At 69.8% G+C, this 17,603-nt stretch carries 12 protein-coding genes; 8 read left to right on the top strand and 4 right to left on the bottom strand.

Annotation, left to right across the window (positions count from 1 at the left end):
* The first annotated feature begins 79 nt into the window (after nt 1-79).
* Nucleotides 80-3,079, top strand: a complete 3,000-nt coding sequence (locus ABD978_RS21480) for an SNF2-related protein (RefSeq protein ID WP_345357159.1) — start codon at nt 80-82, stop codon at nt 3,077-3,079.
* Entirely contained in the window at nt 3,079-3,882 is an 804-nt protein-coding gene (locus ABD978_RS21475; RefSeq protein ID WP_345357156.1) for an SWIM zinc finger family protein, read from the top strand. Before ABD978_RS21480 ends, ABD978_RS21475 begins: the two co-directional genes overlap by 1 nt.
* Nucleotides 3,883-4,025: 143 nt before the next feature.
* Here ABD978_RS21475 and ABD978_RS21470 read toward each other — a convergent pair whose 3' ends face one another.
* The 3 genes from ABD978_RS21470 to glgP all read right to left on the bottom strand — a co-directional run bounded on the left by ABD978_RS21470 (nt 4,026) and on the right by glgP (nt 7,697).
* Nucleotides 4,026-4,202 (bottom strand): hypothetical protein, encoded by a 177-nt coding sequence (locus tag ABD978_RS21470; protein ID WP_345357153.1) that lies wholly within the window; start codon nt 4,200-4,202, stop codon nt 4,026-4,028.
* A 333-nt stretch (nt 4,203-4,535) separates the two neighbouring features.
* Nucleotides 4,536-4,970, bottom strand: coding sequence for a hypothetical protein (locus tag ABD978_RS21465; RefSeq protein ID WP_345357150.1), 435 nt, complete (start codon nt 4,968-4,970; stop codon nt 4,536-4,538).
* A gap of 129 nt (nt 4,971-5,099) precedes the next feature.
* A complete protein-coding gene (gene glgP / locus ABD978_RS21460; RefSeq protein WP_345357147.1) occupies nt 5,100-7,697 on the bottom strand; it encodes an alpha-glucan family phosphorylase in 2,598 nt (865 codons plus the stop codon).
* Between the two features lie 486 nt (nt 7,698-8,183).
* On the opposite strand from glgP, the gene ABD978_RS21455 reads away from it, so the two are divergent.
* Genes ABD978_RS21455 through ABD978_RS21445 form a run of 3 tightly spaced genes read left to right on the top strand, consistent with a single transcriptional unit; the run spans nt 8,184 to nt 13,349 of the window.
* Entirely contained in the window at nt 8,184-10,190 is a 2,007-nt protein-coding gene (locus ABD978_RS21455) for an alpha-1,4-glucan--maltose-1-phosphate maltosyltransferase (RefSeq protein ID WP_345357144.1), read from the top strand.
* Nucleotides 10,187-11,926: a maltose alpha-D-glucosyltransferase gene (gene treS, locus ABD978_RS21450; RefSeq protein ID WP_345357141.1), complete on the top strand. Its 1,740-nt coding sequence runs from the start codon at nt 10,187-10,189 to the stop codon at nt 11,924-11,926. The genes ABD978_RS21455 and treS overlap by 4 nt, the downstream gene beginning before the upstream one ends.
* A gap of 37 nt (nt 11,927-11,963) precedes the next feature.
* Nucleotides 11,964-13,349, top strand: coding sequence for a maltokinase N-terminal cap-like domain-containing protein (locus tag ABD978_RS21445; RefSeq protein WP_345357138.1), 1,386 nt, complete (start codon nt 11,964-11,966; stop codon nt 13,347-13,349).
* Nucleotides 13,350-13,358: 9 nt separating this feature from the next.
* Here the strand turns inward: ABD978_RS21445 and ABD978_RS21440 are convergent, their stop codons facing one another.
* A complete protein-coding gene (locus ABD978_RS21440; protein WP_345357135.1) occupies nt 13,359-13,577 on the bottom strand; it encodes a hypothetical protein in 219 nt (72 codons plus the stop codon).
* Between the two features lie 114 nt (nt 13,578-13,691).
* Here ABD978_RS21440 and ABD978_RS21435 point away from each other — a divergent pair, with 114 nt between their 5' ends.
* From ABD978_RS21435 to ABD978_RS21425, 3 genes are all read left to right on the top strand, one after another.
* A complete protein-coding gene (locus ABD978_RS21435) occupies nt 13,692-14,450 on the top strand; it encodes a GntR family transcriptional regulator (protein WP_345357132.1) in 759 nt (252 codons plus the stop codon).
* A gap of 106 nt (nt 14,451-14,556) precedes the next feature.
* Nucleotides 14,557-16,755 carry a 1,4-alpha-glucan branching protein GlgB gene (glgB, locus tag ABD978_RS21430; protein ID WP_345357129.1) on the top strand — a complete coding sequence of 733 codons (2,199 nt, stop codon included), beginning with the start codon at nt 14,557-14,559 and terminating at the stop codon, nt 16,753-16,755.
* Nucleotides 16,756-16,814: 59 nt separating this feature from the next.
* Nucleotides 16,815-17,492, top strand: a complete 678-nt coding sequence (locus tag ABD978_RS21425; RefSeq protein WP_345357126.1) for a TMEM175 family protein — start codon at nt 16,815-16,817, stop codon at nt 17,490-17,492.
* The last annotated feature ends 111 nt before the right edge of the window (nt 17,493-17,603 follow it).

Here is a 17,603-nt window from a genome sequence, read left to right as displayed (position 1 = left end):
CGCGGCATGCGGGAACGGCGAGCAGTGTCAGGGCCGTTTGGTAGCTTCACCTGGTCCATAGCGTCTTCGGGGGGCGATCATGCTCGTCGCGCACGCCACCTGGCACGGTGGTGCGCTCTGCCTGTGGGCGGAGGACTCCGCGCTCCCCGCCACCGCGCGCCTGCGGGTCTCCCCCAAACCGCACCCCTTCGCGACCTCCGACTTCGAGGGCACCTCCTACGCGGCCGTGACGCGGGGCGCGCCGCGGATCGAGCCGACGCTGATCCTCCCCGGATCCGCCACCGGGCCGCTCCCCTCACCCGAGCTGGCGCGCGAGCCGGCGTCCGGACGGCCCAGGCCGCACCCCTGGCGGGTTCCGGCGCTCGTGCTGGACCCGTTCGCCGCGATGACGCTGCTGCATCTGGCCGGCGACGCCGAGGACGTCGTACGCGGCGCGGACCTGCGGTTCTTCGCGCACGTCGCCGAGGAGGCCGTCCACCTCGCCGCCCGGGGCCGGGTCCTGCCCGCCCTCGTCCGGGAGGACGGCGACCCGACGGCCCGATGGCGGCCGGTGATCACCGGCGACGACGCCGCACGGTTCCGCGAGCTCGCCGCCGCGATGCCGCCCGCCTGCCGAGCCGCGGACGAGGACCTGCCCGCGTCCGGCGTGCTGCTGGACGCGCTGTCCGGCCTGGTCGACGCGGCCGTCCGCGGCGTCGTGCCGCACCCGCTGCTGCCCGAGCGCACGGGGCGGGTCCCCGACCGGCTCCCGCTGACCGAGCGCTGGGCCGCCGCGCTCACCGGGCCCGATCCGACGGTGTCCCGCGAGCCGGGCGACGACCCGGACGCGCTCGCCGCCGAGCTGGACGCCTGGGCCGCCGCCGCCCGCAGGTCGACCGGCCCGCTCCGCGTCTGCTTCCGCCTCGTCGAGCCGCCCGCGCCCGAGGGCGAGGTCGCGGTGCAGGGGCCGTGGACCGTCGAGTTCGCGGTGCAGGGCACCGACGACCCCAGCCTCTACGTCCCGGCCGCCGTCCTCTGGACGGGCGAGGTCACCTCGGTGCCGAACGCCGAGGAGACCCTGCTCACCGGCCTGGGCCGGGCGCTGCGCCTCTACCCGGACCTCGCGCAGGCCCTGCGGATCGCCACGCCGACCAGCGTCACGACCGACGCGGAGGGCGCGTTCCGGTTCCTCCGCGAGGCCGCGCCGCTGCTGTCCGCCGCCGGCTTCGGCGTCCAGCTCCCGCAGTGGGCGGGCCGCGCCCGGCTGGGCATGAAGCTCACGACCCGGGCCAAGACGACGAGCGAGGGCGGCGGGGCGGCCACCTCCTCGGGCTTCGGCCTCGACAGCATGGTCGACTTCCGGTGGGACCTGGCCATCGAGGGCGAGGACGTCACCGAGGAGGAGCTGGCCGAGCTGGCCCGGCTCAAGGCCCCGCTCGTACGGCTGCGCGGCAAGTGGGTCGAGCTCGACGAGCGCCAGCTCGCCTCCGCCCTCGACTTCCTCCAGCAGCGCCGCAGCGGCGAGATGACCGCCGCCCAGGCCGTCCGCGCCGCGATCCACGCGGGCGACGACGCGCTGCCGCTGCTCCAGGTCGACGCGGACGGCCCGCTCGGCGACCTGTTCTCCGGCGAGGCCGACCGCCGGCTGGAGCCGGTCGGCACCCCGGACGACTTCGAGGGCACCCTCCGCCCCTACCAGGAACGCGGCCTCGCCTGGCTGTCCTTCCTCGACGACCTCGGCCTCGGCGCAATCCTCGCGGACGATATGGGACTCGGGAAAACCGCGCAGACCCTTGCTCTCCTCATAAATCAGACAAAGGCCGGGCCGACGTTGTTGATCGGACCGATGTCGCTGATGGGGAACTGGCAGCGGGAGGCGGCGCGGTTCACGCCGAAGCTGCGGGTCTACGTGCACCACGGCGGGGGGCGGCACCGGGGCGAGGATCTGGTGAAGGCGGCGGCGGAGGCCGATCTGGTGCTGACGACCTATGGCACGGCCGCGCGGGACCACGAGGCGCTCGCCGCGATCGAATGGGACCGCGTCGTCTGCGACGAGGCGCAGGCGCTGAAGAACAGCGGCACCCGGCAGGCGCGGGCGGTCCGGAGCATCCCGGCGCGCAGCAAACTGGCGCTGACCGGCACGCCAGTGGAGAACCACCTGACCGAGCTGTGGTCGATCATGGAGTTCGCCAACCCCGGCGTGCTCGGGCCGCGCCAGTACTTCCGGGAGCGGTTCGCGGTGCCGATCGAGGCGTACGGCGACGAGGAGGCCGCCGCCGCGCTGCACCGGGCGACCGGCCCGTTCATCCTGCGCCGCCTCAAGACCGACAAGACGATCATCACCGATCTGCCGGAGAAGCAGGAGATCAAGGTCTGGTGCAACCTGACGCCCGAGCAGGCGTCGCTGTACCAGGCGACCGTGGAGGACATGCTCGACCAGATCGCCAACAGCGAGGGCATGGAGCGGCGCGGTCTCGTGCTGGCCACCATGGCCAAGCTCAAGCAGGTCTGCAACCACCCCGCCCACCTGCTCAAGGACGGCTCCCGCCTGCACGGCCGCTCCGGCAAGCTCGAACGCCTGGAGGAGATCTGCGCCGAGGTCGTCGAGCAGGGCGAGAAGGCTCTCGTCTTCACCCAGTACGCCGAGTTCGGCGCGATGCTGCGGCCGCACCTGGAGGCCAAGCTCGACCGCCCGGTGCTGTGGCTGCATGGCGGCGTCGCCAAGAAGCAGCGCGACGAGCTGATCCGCCGGTTCCAGGAGGACGCCGATCCGGCGATCTTCCTGCTGTCGCTGAAGGCGGCCGGCACCGGGCTGAACCTCACCGCGGCCAACCACGTCGTCCACGTCGACCGCTGGTGGAACCCCGCCGTCGAGGACCAGGCGACCGACCGCGCGTTCCGCATCGGGCAGACCAAGAACGTCCAGGTCCGCAAGTTCATCTGCGTCGGCACGATCGAGGAGCGCGTCGACGAGATGATCGAGCGCAAGAAGTCCCTGGCCGAGCGCATCGTCGGCACCGGCGAGGGCTGGCTCACCGAGCTGTCCGTCGCCGACCTGCGCGAGATCATGCGGCTCGACCCCGAGGCGGTGAGCGACTGATGCCGATCTATGGGAAGGCCCGGCCCGTCGAGGACGGGCTCAAGGCGAAGTCCGGCGGGCGCGGCTCGATCGGCGAGGAGTGGTGGTCCCGCCGCTTCATCGACGTCCTGGAGTCCTTCGCCGACCGCGGCCGGCTCACCCGGGGCCGCACGTACGCCCGCAAGGGCCAGGTGGTCGAACTGCGGATCGACGCGTACGAGGTCACCGCCCGAGTCCAGGGCTCCGAACCCGAGCCGTACGACGTGTCGATCGGCATCGACCCGATCAGGGACACGGTCTGGGAGTCGATCGAGGAGGCCCTGGCCTCCCAGGCGGTCTTCCGGGCCCGGCTGCTGGCCGGGGAGATGCCGCCGGAGATCGAGGACGTCTTCGCCATCTTCGGCGTCTCGCTGTTCCCTCAGTCGTCGGCGGACATGCACCTGATGTGCAGTTGTCCCGACTGGGGAGACCCGTGCAAGCACACCGCCGCGGTGCTCTACCTTCTCGCGGAGGCGTTCGACGACGACCCGTTCCTCATCCTCGCCTGGCACGGCCGCACCAAGGACGACCTGCTCGCCGGCCTGCGCCGCCTCGAACCCGCCCAAGTCGATCCCCTGGAGATCGAGGAGACGCCGCTGGCCGAGCGGATGGACGACTTCTGGGCGCCCGCCGTCGTCCGCGACCGCCCGCCCGCTCCCCCGATCCCGCCGGGCCTGCTGCTCCGCCTCCTCGACCCGCCCAAGGTGAAGGTCCGCCGCAGGGACCTCGTCGACGTCCTCAAACCCGCCTACGAGACCCTCCCCGTCCTCGAACAGCCGGAATAACAGCCGATAGGTCATTTCCGGCGAACACCGTCATTGTCGGCCTCCGCAGCGGGCCGCCGAATCCTGGAGTGTCTACTGAGCGGGAGAAAATTCTCCGCTCAGTAGACACCCTAGAACGGCGAGGCCCGCCCACCAGGGGTGAGTCATACCGGTCCGCGGCGATGTCTCCCCAATCGTTCCAGGAACCGCTGCGCCAGTTCCGGATATTTCCGGACTAGAACCTCGAGCTGCTGGATCTCGGCGACTTGAGAAACACCCTGAAATCGCAGGGAGTCCAGGGTCGCGTAGAAGTTATCGATCGCGCGCTGGAGATCGTTCACCGGTCCCCGCCTCACGGGACGACGACATGCGCGATGTGTCGTACGGCGAGATCGATGCTGGCGGCGGGACAGATCGGCTCGCCCCAACTCCACCACCACATCAGCTTCTCGTCGGCGTCCGGATGACACCGAATCGTCGCGGTGAGGCGCGAGTGGACTCCGAGGTGACGTGCCTGGAGGAGCACGTCGACCGGTAACGAGCGACAGGCCTGGTGGCTCTGCCGGTGGGGCGTACGGAATGCTCGGGGAAAGGCCGCCTCACGTCGCCGAAACGCGGGATTCCGTCCCTTCGTCAGGGCGATCGCCGAGCATTTCGTACGCTGCGGGCGGCTGTCAGCCGCAGTGCACGTTGGTCTCCAGCGCGTAGCCGTTGTCGGTCTGGGTCGTGTTGTCGATCTGAGCCTCGAGATCGATGCACTGACCTGCGGCCGAGACGTAGACCGGGCCCGCGTAATATGCGAAATTCCCCTGGTTGACCGTCCACAGCGAATCGGTGTGCTTGGCGATCTTCACGACTTTCCAGGTCGTCGTGCCGTACGTGCTTCCTACGCCGTAGGCGAGGGCGCAGTTCTTCCCGGAAGAGGAGCTGTAGTAGAGCTCCAGAGAGCCTCTCTTCACGCCACTCTTCGTGTTGATGTTGTAGACGTCGATCAACGAGTAGCCGCTTCCGCAGGGGCTGGACGCGTACGCCGGGGCGGCGACGGCGACGACGCCGGAAGAGGCCAGCACGACGGTCGCCAGGACCGCGGTCTTGCGACGCATGGACATGCGTCTCCCTTCATCATGATCGTGAGCCAGTCGATCATGACAGAGGGGTTTCGACCGTACGATCCCGACCACGCCCGGCAACGCGAACGTCCCCGGACCCGTCGTCGGGTCCGGGGACGTTCGGGGTGGTCAGCGCAGGTCGCCGTTGGTCATGCCGATCGGCGCCGGCGGCAGGGCGATCAGGCCCGTCTCCGCGCGGGAGGCCAGGAGCTCGTGCCGGGGCACGACGCGGACGCTGTACCCGAACGGCCCGGTCCGGTCCAGGGGGACCTCGCCGGTGAGGCGGTAGCGGCCCTCGCCGAGGTCCTCGGCCTGGTCAAGCTCCAGGTAGGACGGGCTGACGAGGGCGTCGTTGTCGTCGACCCGGCCGTACGCCACCTCGACGGCGACGTCATCCGGCCGCAGCTCGCCGAGCTGGACGGTGGCCCGTACGGTCAGGCGCGTGCCCAGGTGCGGGGTCTTGCCCGCGCCGGTGGACTCGACGTGCTCGACCGAGACGGCCGGCCATGCCTTGGCGATCCGGTGCCGCCAGGCGGCGAGCGCCTTCGCGCCCGCGTTGCCGTCGGCGGACAGCCGGCGGGCCGACCCGGCCGCCGGGGCGTACAGCGCCTGCACGTAGTCGCGCAGCATGCGCCCCGCGAGGACCTTAGGACCGAGGGAGGCCAGCGTGTGCTTGACCATCTCCAGCCAGCGGCGCGGCAGGCCGTCTCCCGGGCGGTCGTAGAACAGCGCGGAGACGTGGTCCTCGATCAGCTCGTAGAGGGCCTGGGCCTCGATGTCGTCGCGGTGGTCCGGGTCGTCGGCGCGGTCGGCGGACGGGATCGCCCAGCCGTTGTTGCCGTCGAACCACTCGTCCCACCAGCCGTCGCGGATGGAGAGGTTCAGCCCGCCGTTGAGGGCGACCTTCATACCGGACGTGCCGCACGCCTCGAGCGGGCGCAGCGGGTTGTTCATCCAGACGTCGCAGCCCTGGACGAGCGCCTGGCCGAGCGCCATGTCGTAGTCCGGCAGGAACACGATGCGGTGCCGCACGGCGGGGTCGTCGGTGAACCGGACGATGTCCTGGATCAGCCGCTTGCCGCCCTCGTCCGCCGGGTGCGCCTTGCCGGCGATGATGATCTGCACGGGCCGCTCGGGGTCGAGCAGGATCGACTTGAGCCGCTCCGGGTCGCGCAGCATCAGGGTGAGCCGCTTGTAGGACGGGACGCGGCGGGCGAAGCCGATCGTCAGGACGTCCGGGTCGAGCGCGTCGTCGATCCAGGTCAGCTCGGCCTCGCTGGCGCCGCGGTGGCGCCAGGACTCTCGCAGCCGCCGCCGGGCGTCCTCGACGAGCCGGGCGCGCAGCGTGCGCCGGATGCGCCAGATCTCGGACGCGGAGACCTTCTCGACGCCCTCCCAGCCGCGGCCGAGCTCGACGATGTCGGGCAGCTCGCGGCGGGCCAGGTCGATGATCTCGGGCGCGACCCACGTCGCCCCGTGGACACCGTTGGTGATCGAGCCGATCGGGACCTCGTCGGTGTCGAACCCGGGCCACAGGCCGCCGAACATCTCGCGGCTGACGTGGCCGTGCAGTTCGGAGACGCCGTTGACGCGCTGGGCGAGGCGCATGCCCATGACCGCCATGTTGAAGACGGCGGGGTCGCCCTCCTCGTACGACTCGGCGCCGAGCGCGAGGATGCGGTCGGAGGGCAGGCTGCCCTCCTCGTTGGAGCCGCCGAAGTACCGCTCGATCAGCTCGCGCGGGAACCGGTCGATGCCGGCCGGGACCGGGGTGTGGGTGGTGAAGACCGTGCCCGCCCGAGTGGCCTCGAGGGCCTCGTCGAAGGTCAGGCCCTGGTCGTCGATGTACTCGCGGATCCGTTCGAGGCCGAGGAAGCCGGCGTGGCCCTCGTTGGTGTGGAACACCTCCGGGGCGGGGTGTCCGGTGATACGGGAGTAGGCGCGGATCGCGCGGACGCCGCCGATGCCGAGCAGCATCTCCTGGAGGAGGCGGTGGTCGGTACCGCCGCCGTACAGGCGGTCGGTGACGTCACGGGAGACCGGGTCGTTCTCCTCGACGTCGGAGTCGAGGAGGAGCAGCGGCACGCGGCCGACCTTCGCGATCCAGATCTGGGCCCGCAGCGAGCGGCCCTCGGGCAGGCCGACGCCGACCCGCGCGGGCGTGCCGTCGGCCTCGCGCAGGAGGGTCAGCGGGAGCCCGGCCGGGTCGATCGGGGGGTAGCGCTCCTGCTGCCAGCCGTCCGGCGAGAGCGACTGGGAGAAGTAACCGTGGCGGTACAGCAATCCAACCCCGACGATGGGCACGCCCAGGTCGCTGGCGGTCTTGAGGTGATCGCCGGCGAGAATGCCCAGGCCACCGGAGTACTGCGGCAGCGCGGCGGCGATGCCGTACTCCGGGGAGAAGTAGGCGATCGCCGTGGGGGCGTCGGTGAGCCTCTGGTACCAGCGCGGTGCGCTGACGTACTCCCGGAGGTCGTCGACGGCGTCGCCGAGGGCACGCAGGAAGCGCCGGTCACCGGTGAGAGCGGACAGCCGCTCGGGCGAGACCTCGCCGAGCAGTCGCACCGGGTCGTGCCGGCTCGCCTCCCACAGGTCCGGATCGACCGATTCGAAGAGCTCGAGCGTCTCCGGATGCCATGACCAGCGCAGGTTGAGAACGAGTTCCTCGAGCGGCTGCAGCGGCTCGGGCAGGACGGAGCGGACGGTGAATCTGCGGATCGCCTTCACGTGCGGCGACACTAATCGGTCCGGGCCGGTGCTCGCGACCCGAACCCGCCCGGTGAGCGACATCTTGATCTCAGCTTGGTCCCGGAAAGCCGCACACCAAGTCGGAAATGCGAGCTAGGTCGCTGAGTGCGAGGATGGAAGCGGCAGTACCGCGGGGGCGCTCCTGACGTCTTCCAACCGAGGCATACCGAGTACGAGTCGTGCCCGGCGCCCCACTTGCGCCGATGAAAGAATTCCAGCGCGGACCGAGGTCGGCGCGTGCGGTCACCGGACGCAGCCGTCCCGGGCGTCACCGGACGCAGCAGCACCGTGACCGTGACAACGCGACAAACCCCGTTTCACACCCACGAAACCGGCAACGGAGACGTTATGCGCCAACCCACGCCGAGCACCCCCACCCCGACCGGCGTCAGCAACCCTCAAGAAAGATCAGTTCTTTCCGAAGATCAGGGTGATCGCGGGCCCGCATCTGTACGCTCGCCTGCGATGATCGGACGCATTCCCACTCTCGACGTGCAGCCAGTGATCGACTGCGGACGCTGGCCCGCCAAGGCCGTTCCCGACGAGGAGTTCGAGGTCGGCGCCACCGTGTTCCGCGAGGGCCACGAGATGCTCGGCGCCGGGGTCGTCCTGCGGGATCCCGAGGGCCGCACCTGGCCCCTCGTCCGCATGTCCGAGGTCACCCCCGGCACCGACCGGTACGCCGCCCAGGTGGCGCCGACCACGACCGGGCTGTGGCACTTCCGCGTGGAGGCGTGGGGCGATCCGATCGCGCACTGGCACCACGACGCGGGCATCAAGATCCCGCGCGGTCAGGACACCGAGCTGATGCTCGAGGAGGGCGCCCGGCTGTTCGAGCGCGCGGCGGCCGGCCTGCCCAAGGGGACCGTCGGCGTGCCGAAGAAGCGGGCCGTGCTGACCACCCTCGCCCGTACGCTCCGGGACCGGACCATCCCGCCGATGACGCGCTTCGAGGCGGCGGACGCCCCGGAGGTGCGCGCGGTCCTCGACGCGCACCCGCTGCGCGATCACGTCACGGCCTCGGAGTGGCACCCGCTGGTCGTGCACCGCAAGCGGGCGCTGTTCGGCTCCTGGTACGAGTTCTTCCCGCGGTCCGAGGGCGCGACGTACGACCCGATGGGCTACCGGGCACCGCAGTCGGGAACGTTCCGAACGGCGATGAGGCGGCTCCCGGCCGTCGCCGAGATGGGCTTCGACGTGGTCTACCTGCCGCCGGTCCACCCGATCGGCCGGCAGTTCCGCAAGGGCCCGAACAACACCCTGCACGCCGAGCCGCACGACCCCGGCTCGCCGTGGGCGATCGGTTCGGAGGAGGGCGGCCACGACGCCGTCCACCCCGAACTTGGAACGTTCGAGGACTTCGACGCCTTCGTGGCCCGCACCCGCGAGCTGGGCATGGAGGTCGCGCTGGACCTGGCCCTCCAGTGCTCGCCTGACCACCCGTGGGTGAGCAAGCACCCCGAGTGGTTCACCACGCGCGCCGACGGCTCCATCGCCTACGCGGAGAACCCGCCGAAGAAGTATCAGGACATCTACCCGCTGAACTTCGACAACGACCCCGAGGGGATCTACGAGGAGGTCGAGCGCGTCGTCCGGCTCTGGATGTCGCACGGCGTACGGATCTTCCGGGTGGACAACCCGCACACCAAACCGGTGGCGTTCTGGGAGCGGCTGCTCGGGAGCATCGCCGCGACCGACCCGGACGTGCTCTTCCTCGCCGAGGCGTTCACCCGCCCGGCGATGATGCACACCCTCGGCAAGATCGGCTTTCACCAGTCGTACACGTACTTCACGTGGCGCAACAGCAGGGAGGAGCTGGAGGAGTACCTCCGGGAGCTGTCGGGGCCGGCCGCCGCCTACATGCGGCCGAACTTCTTCGTCAACACGCCCGACATCCTCCACGAGTACCTCCAGCACGGCGGGCCGCCCGCGTTCGCGATCAGGGCCGTCCTCGCCTCGACGCTGTCGCCCACGTGGGGCGTCTACTCGGGCTACGAGCTATACGAGAACATCCCCGTACGGCCGGGCAGCGAGGAGTACCGCGACTCGGAGAAGTACCAGTACCGGCCCCGGGACTGGGAGGCGGCCGAGAGGGAGGGACGCAGCCTGGCGCCCTTCATCGAGACGCTCAACTCCGTGCGAAGAGCACACCCTGCGTTGCATAGGCTGCGTAACCTACGATTCCATCATGTCGACCAGCCCGAGCTGATCTGCTACTCCAAACGCGTGTCGGACGGCCCCGACAGCCTCGGAGACGTCGTGCTGGTCGTCGTCAATCTCAATCCACATCAGATCCGCGAGGCGACGGTCCATCTCGACCTGCCCGCACTCGGCCTCGACTGGGCGGACGAGTTCGTCGTCACCGACGAGCTGTCCGGCGAGTCGTACCGCTGGCGGCAGGCGAACTACGTGCGTCTCGACCCCCGCACCCGGCCTGCCCACATCTTCACGGTCTCGAGAGGCGAGAGTTGACCCAGTCGGATCCCCTAGCCGGAGTCGGCCCCGTAGAGCCGGTTCCCGACACGTTCACGCGTGAGAAGCCCAACCAGCCTCACTGGTACAAGAACTGCGTGTTCTATGAGGTTCTGATCCGCGGCTTCTACGACTCCACCGGTGACGGCACCGGTGACATCCGGGGGCTCACCCAGAAACTCGACTATCTGCAGTGGCTCGGCATCGACTGCATCTGGCTGCTGCCGATCTACGAGTCGCCCCTGCGCGACGGCGGATATGACATCAGCGACTTCATGAAGATCCTCCCGGAGTTCGGCGATCTCGGCGACTTCGTGGAGCTGGTCGAGGAGGCGCACAAGCGCGGCATCCGCGTCATCGCCGACCTGGTCATGAACCACACCAGCGACCAGCACCCGTGGTTCAAGGCGTCCCAGGAGGACCCGGAGGGGCCGTTCGGCGACTTCTACGTCTGGTCCGACTCGGATGAGGCGTACAAGGACGCCCGGATCATCTTCGTCGACACCGAGACGTCGAACTGGACGTACGACCCTGTGCGCGGCCAGTACTACTGGCACCGCTTCTTCAACCACCAGCCGGACCTGAACTTCGACAACCCCGCGGTTCAGGACGCGATGCTGGAGGTCCTGCGGTTCTGGCTGGACCTCGGCATCGACGGGTTCCGCCTGGACGCCGTGCCCTACCTGTACGAGCGCGAGGGCACGAACTGCGAGAACCTCAAAGAGACCCACGACTACCTCAAGCGGGTCCGGGCCGAGGTCGACCGGCTGTACCCCGACCGGGTGCTGCTGGCCGAGGCGAACCAGTGGCCCGCCGACGTCGTGGAGTACTTCGGCGACCCGGCGACCGGCGGCGACGAGTGCCACATGGCGTTCCACTTCCCGGTCATGCCGCGCATCTTCATGGCGGTCCGCCGGGAACAGCGCTACCCCATCTCCGAGATCATGGCGCAGACCCCGAAGATCCCGGAGAACGCCCAGTGGGGCATCTTCCTCCGCAACCACGACGAGCTGACGCTCGAGATGGTCACGGACGAAGAGCGCGACTACATGTACTCCGAGTACGCCAAGGACCCGCGGATGAAGGCCAACATCGGCATCCGCCGTCGCCTGGCGCCGCTCCTGGACAACGACCGCAACCAGCTCGAGCTGTTCACCGCCCTGCTGCTGTCGCTGCCCGGCTCACCCGTCATCTACTACGGGGACGAGATCGGGATGGGCGACAACATCTGGCTGGGCGACCGCGACGGCGTGCGCACGCCGATGCAGTGGACGCCGGACCGCAACGCCGGCTTCTCCTCCTGTGACCCGGCCCGTCTCTACCTCCCGGTCATCATGGACCCGATCTATGGGTACCAGGCGATCAATGTGGAGTCGCAGCAGAACAACACGGGGTCGCTCCTGCACTGGACGCGCAAGATGATCGAGATCCGCAAGCGGCATCCGGTCTTCGGCGTCGGTGACTACACCGAGCTGACCGCGTCGAACCCCAGCGTGCTGGCGTTCGTCCGGGAATACGGACAAGATCGCGTGTTGTGTGTGAACAACCTCTCGCGCTTCCCGCAGCCGGTCGAGCTCGACCTGCGGCGGTTCAAGGGCGCGAACCCCGTCGAGTGCATGGGAGGAGTGCAATTCCCCACGATTGGGGAGCTCCCGTATCTTCTTACGCTTCCTGGGCATGGTTTCTACTGGTTCCTCCTGTCCCCGAGCCCCGGGGGTGATGGCGAAGCGCCATGACGCACACACAGGAGGCACAGGCGAGGTGACATAGTCAGTGCGGCTGGAACGACTCGACGATCTGTTGGTGGACTGGCTCCCGCGCCAGCGGTGGTTCGCGGGCAAGGATCGGAGGATCGACGGGATATCCGTCGTCTCCGACACCGAACTGGTCGAGGGCGATCCGTCGCTGCGACATGTCATCCTCGCCGTACACCAGGATGGGGGCACCGATCGATATCAGGTGCCCCTGGGAGTACGCAGCGAGCTGCCCGGCCGATTGCAGTACGCCGCGATCGGGCAGCTCGGCGATGGGTCCTGCGTCTATGACGCGGTCCACGACCCCGGCCTGACCCGGGTCTGGCTGGAGAACATGGCCGGCAACGTCGACGCCGGCCCGCTGACCTTCCGCTCCATCACCACCATCGACACCGAGCTGGAGAGCCTCGCCAGCCCGGCCGAGCAGAGCAACACCTCCCTGATCTACGGCGACGTCTACATCTGCAAGCTCTTCCGCCGCCTCACCCCCGGCATCAACCCCGACCTCGAGGTCAGCATCGGCCTCGCGCGGGCGGGCAGCAAACACGTCCCGGAGCTGCACGGCTGGTTCTCCAGCGACCTCGGTGGCACGCTGTCCACGCTGGGGATGATGTCGGAGTTCCTGCGCAGCGGGACCGACGGCTGGCAGCTCGCCGGCACCAGCGTCCGCGACCTGTACGCCGAGGCCGACCTGCGCGCCGACGAGGTCGGCGGGGACTTCGCCGCCGAGGCCGAACGGCTCGGCGCGGCGACCGCCGACGTCCACCGGGACCTGGCCGCCGCCTTCGGCACCGGCGAGATGTCCCAGGCCGAGGTCGGCGCGGTCGCCGAGCGGATGCACGCTCGGCTGGTCGAGACGTGCGACGTCGTCCCGCAGCTCAGGCCGTACGCCGGGCGGCTCACCGACGCGTTCGACGCGCTGGAGGAGCTGGACGGGCCCCTCCTCGTGCAGCGGGTCCACGGCGACTACCACCTCGGCCAGGTCATGCGCACCGACTCCGGCTGGATGCTGCTGGACTTCGAGGGCGAGCCCGTCAAGTCCCTGGAGGAGCGCCGGGCGCCCGCCCACCCGCTCCGCGACGTCGCCGGGATGCTGCGCTCGTTCGACTACGCGGCACGCCACCTGCTGGTGAACGGGCAGGCGTTCGGCGGCGACCGCGACCAACTGGAGTACCGCGCCCAGGAGTGGGCCGACCGCAACCGGGCCGCCTTCTGCCGCGGCTACGCCGAGGCCGGCGGCATCGACCCGGCCGCGCACGAGGTGATCCTGCGCGCCTTCGAGTTCGACAAGGCCATCTACGAGGTGCTGTACGAGGCGCGCAACCGGCCCTCCTGGCTGCGGATCCCGCTCGGTTCGATCGCCGCCCTCAGCACCCGCGCCGAGTCCGGTTACCTGGCCTCCTGACCGGTCGGGTCATCCCGCGCCCTCGCCGGGATGCTCCTGTTCGGCGAGCAGGAGCCGGAGCGTCTCCGGCGCCTCGGCGGCCACGGTCATCGCCTGACCGGCCTGGATCTGCTGGTCGGTGAGGCTGCCCGCGCGGGTCGCGTACCAGTGCCCGGCGTCGCTGCGCCAGACGACCCAGCCGGGGAAGTCACTCTCTAACGTGGCCTTGTCTGCGGCGAAATCCGCCATATTGCCCCTTCGCGCTGGAAAGTCCGCCTTCTGTATACGAAAGTGGGTCTGTTAGGTGGAGGTGTCAACCCGCCCGTAAGCGGAACGTCCCCGTACGGCTATGAGGAGGGCAAGGTGGCTATCCTCCCCGCTTACGTCCGCATCGCCGGCGAGCTCCGCGAGCTGATCCGCGACGGCACCTATCCGCCCGGGGCACGGCTGCCCACGATCAGCCGGCTGTCCGAGTCGTACGGCGTCTCGGAGATCGTCGTTCGCAGCGCGTTCTCCTTACTCCGGACCGAGGGACTCATCGAGACCCGCCGGGGCGGTGGCACGCTCGTCCGCGACCGCCCGCCCGCGCGACGGCTGGCCATGGAGCGCTACCGCGTCGAGACCGACCCCGGCGCGACGCCCGCCACCTCCTTCACCGTCGACCACCACATCACCTGGCGGGACTACCGCCTGGACCGTTCCTACTCCCGGCGGCGCGCCGACGCGGACCTGGCGGCGCTGTTCGCGACGGATCCGGGAACCCTGCTGCTCCGCCGGTACTTCGTGTTCTGGGCACGCGGCGAACCCCAGCAGATCTCCACCAACTACCTGCCCTGGAGCCTGGTGGCCGGGACACCGGTGGCCGACCCGGACCGCGAGCCGTGGCCGGGCGGCACCCCGGCGCAACTCGCCTACCTGGGGCACCCCGCGACCCGGGTCGAGGAGTCCGTACGGTCCCGGATGCCCACCCCGGAGGAGGCGGCGACCCTGCGGATGGCTCCGGGCGTGCCGGTGCTGACCATCACCCGGCGAATGCTGTCCGGCGACCGCGTCCTGGAGGTCTGCCGCGACATCGTCCTCCCGGCGGACCGCGTCGTCCTCGACTACGCGCTCGACCTGTGAGCGGATGAGGACCGCACTCGGAGATCGGGACCTACTGGAGGATTAGCCCACGCTCTTCGGGCAGGCTTAGGAAGAGCGTGGGCACACAAGAAGATCGAGGAGCGTCATGGCGCGGGTCACCAATGATGAGATCGACCGGTTGGTCGGCGGAGATCACCACGACCCCCACAGCGTGCTGGGCGCCCATCCCGGGCGTGACGGCGTCGCCGTGCGGGCGTTGCGGCCGCTGGCCACCAAGGTCGAGGTGATCCTCCCGGACGGCGCTCGGCACCCGATGCGCCATGTGCACGAGGGCGTCTTCGCGGTCACGCTGCCGCCCGATGCCCCTCTGGCCGGTGACGAGCCCCAGGCGGTGCCGGACTACCGGCTGGCGGTGGCGTACGACGGGCCCGAGGTGATCCAGGACGACCCGTACCGGCACCTGCCCACCCTCGGCGAACTCGACCTGCACCTGATCGGCGAGGGCCGGCACGAGGAGCTGTGGAAGGTCCTGGGCGCGCACACCCGCACCTACGCCTCGGTGTTCGGGCCGGTCGCCGGCACCTCGTTCGCGGTCTGGGCGCCGAACGCCCGCGGGGTACGGGTCATCGGCGACTTCAACCACTGGGACGGCCGGGCCCACCCGATGCGCTCGCTCGGCGCCACGGGCATCTGGGAGCTGTTCGTCCCGGAGGTCGGCGACGGCACCAACTACAAGTTCGAGATCCTCGGCCACGACGGGGTCTGGCGGCGGAAGGCCGACCCGATGGCGCGGTACGCCGAGCGCCCGCCCGCCACCGCGTCCACCGTCTTCACGTCCTCCTACGAGTGGGAGGACGACGAGTGGATGACGCGCCGCAAGTCCTACGACGCGCTGCGGTCGCCGATGAGCACGTACGAGGTGCATCTGGGATCGTGGCGCGCCGATCTGGGCTACCGCGAACTGGCCGACCAGCTCGTCGGCTACGTCACCGAGATGGGCTTCACGCACGTGGAGTTCCTGCCGGTGTCGGAGCACCCGTTCGGCGGTTCGTGGGGCTACCAGGTCACGTCCTACTACGCCCCCACGTCGCGCTTCGGGAACCCCGACGACTTCCGTCACCTCGTCGACCGGCTGCACCAGGCCGGCATCGGCGTGATCATCGACTGGGTGCCGGGCCACTTCCCGAAGGACGAGTGGGCCCTGGCCCGCTTCGACGGCACGCCGCTGTACGAGCACGCCGACCCGCGCCGGGGCGAGCAGAAGGACTGGGGCACCCTCATCTTCGACTTCGGCCGCGCGGAGGTCCGCAACTTCCTCGTCGCCAACGCGAACTACTGGCTGGAGGAGTTCCACGTCGACGGGCTGCGCGTGGACGCCGTCGCCTCGATGCTGTACCTCGACTACTCGCGCGCCGAGGGCGAGTGGACGCCGAACATCTACGGCGGCCGGGAGAACCTCGAGGCGATCGACTTCCTCAAGGAGATGAACGCCACCGCGTACAAGCGCTCCCCCGGCATCGTGACGATCGCCGAGGAGTCCACCGCCTGGCCCGGCGTCACCCGCCCCACCCACCTCGGCGGGCTCGGGTTCGGGTTCAAGTGGAACATGGGCTGGATGCACGACACGCTCGCGTACCTCCAGCGCGACCCGCTGTACCGCGGCTACCACCACCACGAGATCACGTTCTCGATGGTGTACGCGTACTCGGAGAACTACGTGCTGCCGTTGTCGCACGACGAGGTCGTGCACGGCAAGGGCTCCCTGCTGGGCAAGATGCCCGGTGACGAGTGGCAGCGGTTCGCCAACCTGCGGGCGCTGCTGGCGTTCATGTGGGCGCACCCGGGCAAGCAGCTGCTGTTCATGGGTCAGGAGTTCGGCCAGGGCGCCGAGTGGGCCGAGTCCCGGTCCCTCGACTGGTGGCTGCTGGACGAGGCCGAGGACAACTTCCACGTCGGCGTACGGCGGCTGGTCCGCGACCTCAACCACAACTACGCCGCGTCGCCCCAGCTGTGGACGAGGGACGCCGACCCGGCGGGCTTCCGCTGGATCGCCGCGGACGACGTCGCGGGCAACGTCATCTCCTTCCTGCGGTACGGGCCGGACGGCTCGCCGCTCGCGTGCGTCGTCAACTTCTCCGGCGTCCCGCACGAGGACTACCGGCTCGGCCTGCCCTGCCCGGGCCACTGGCGCGAGGTGGTCAACACCGACGCGTACGACTACGGCGGCAGCGGGGTCGGCAACCTCGGCGGGGTCGAGGCGGTCGACGAGCCCAGCCACGGGCTGCCCGCCTCCGCCTGCCTGCGGGTGCCGCCGCTCGGTGCCCTCTGGCTCGCCCCGGAATGATCCTCTCCCGCCCGGAATAACCGTTGTGGCCGTGTCGCCGTCACGGCCATGATGGGGCCGTGTCTGAAGATCATCGTTCGCTGTACCACCGCGTCGCCGGCAGCAGCGTGGAGCGGCTGTCCGCGCTGGGCGACGGGGTGTTCGCGATCGTGCTCACGCTGCTCGTGCTGGACCTGCACGTGCCTGCGGAGAAGCTGATCCATCCGCAGCGGCCGCTGTGGAGCGGTGACGCCCTGTCCTCGGAGGGTGAGCTGTGGCGTCTCCTCGGCGAGGTCGGGCCCAACCTGCTCACCTACCTGATGAGCTTCCTCACGCTCGGGATGTTCTACATCGGCTCACAGACGCTGTTCAACCACCTGCGCGGCAGCGACCGGAACTTCGCCTGGCTGTACCTGACCTTCCTGCTCGGCGTGTCCCTCCTGCCGTTCACCACCGCCCTGCTGGCCAAGTTCATGACCTTCCGGATCGCCGTCGCGATCTACTGGGTGAACCTGCTGGCGCTCGGCCTGCTGCTGCTGGCCGCCCTCCGGTACGCGCGGTCCGCCGAGCTCCTCGACACCGAGCTCACGCCCGGGTTCCCGCAGGCGTTCCAACGCCGGATCGTGATCCCCCAGGCTCTGTACGCCGCCGCGTTCGCGCTGTGCGTGGTCAACACGTACGTCAGCATCGCGCTCGTGGTGCTGCTCCAGCTGAATTCGGCGATCGCACCGAACATCCGGCCGCTCAACCGCTTCTGACCGGGGTACCGACGCCGCGGCAGTGGCAATGATCACCGGGCCACATGTGGCAATGATGTTGTGACAGGGCCCTGTGGTACGAGAGATTGCGCGCGCAACCCCAGGAGGTAG

It is taken from the genome of Actinoallomurus liliacearum (genome assembly GCF_039542035.1).
Lineage (GTDB): Bacteria > Actinomycetota > Actinomycetes > Streptosporangiales > Streptosporangiaceae > Actinoallomurus > Actinoallomurus liliacearum.
The sequence above is the reverse complement of the archived record's forward strand: the minus strand, read 5'-3'. Positions and strand labels throughout refer to the sequence as shown.

Bases quoted from the DNA above. Each gene is read 5' to 3' on its own strand.
- ABD978_RS21480 (WP_345357159.1), top strand. From the start codon at position 80: ATGCTCGTCGCGCACGCCACCTGGCACGGTGGTGCGCTCTGCCTGTGG.
- ABD978_RS21475 (WP_345357156.1), top strand. From the start codon at position 3,079: ATGCCGATCTATGGGAAGGCCCGGCCCGTCGAGGACGGGCTCAAGGCG.
- ABD978_RS21465 (WP_345357150.1), bottom strand. From the start codon at position 4,970: ATGTCCATGCGTCGCAAGACCGCGGTCCTGGCGACCGTCGTGCTGGCC.
- ABD978_RS21455 (WP_345357144.1), top strand. From the start codon at position 8,184: ATGATCGGACGCATTCCCACTCTCGACGTGCAGCCAGTGATCGACTGC.
- ABD978_RS21440 (WP_345357135.1), bottom strand. From the start codon at position 13,577: ATGGCGGATTTCGCCGCAGACAAGGCCACGTTAGAGAGTGACTTCCCC.
- glgB (WP_345357129.1), top strand. From the start codon at position 14,557: ATGGCGCGGGTCACCAATGATGAGATCGACCGGTTGGTCGGCGGAGAT.